Source organism: Pseudoalteromonas sp. T1lg122 (genome assembly GCF_002964825.1).
Lineage (GTDB): Bacteria > Pseudomonadota > Gammaproteobacteria > Enterobacterales > Alteromonadaceae > Pseudoalteromonas > Pseudoalteromonas gelatinilytica.
Genome location: NZ_PQCG01000004.1, coordinates 1 through 479 on the forward strand (window position 1 = coordinate 1; position 479 = coordinate 479).

The following is a 479-nucleotide window of genomic DNA, read 5'->3' on the forward strand; positions in this document are numbered from 1 at the left end:
TAACCTTTCCTCCTTACTGAAAGTGCTTTACAACCCGAAGGCCTTCTTCACACACGCGGCATGGCTGCATCAGGCTTGCGCCCATTGTGCAATATTCCCCACTGCTGCCTCCCGTAGGAGTCTGGGCCGTGTCTCAGTCCCAGTGTGGCTGATCATCCTCTCAAACCAGCTAGGGATCGTCGCCTTGGTGAGCCATTACCTCACCAACTAGCTAATCCCACTTGGGCTAATCTTATGGCGTGAGGCCCGAAGGTCCCCCACTTTGGTCCGTAGACATCATGCGGTATTAGCAGTCGTTTCCAACTGTTGTCCCCCACCATAAGGCATATTCCCAAGCATTACTCACCCGTCCGCCGCTCGCCGCCCAACAAATCCCCCGAAGGTTCAATGTTGTCGCTGCCGCTCGACTTGCATGTGTTAGGCCTGCCGCCAGCGTTCAATCTGAGCCATGATCAAACTCTTCAATTAAAAGTTTTTTG

Annotated in this window: 1 rRNA gene; it reads right to left on the minus strand. The window is 53.4% G+C overall.

Going from position 1 to position 479, the window contains the following annotated elements:
* Positions 1 to 468 (minus strand): 16S ribosomal RNA (locus C2M33_RS04290); the annotation flags it as partial.
* Positions 469 to 479: the final 11 nt, after the last annotated feature.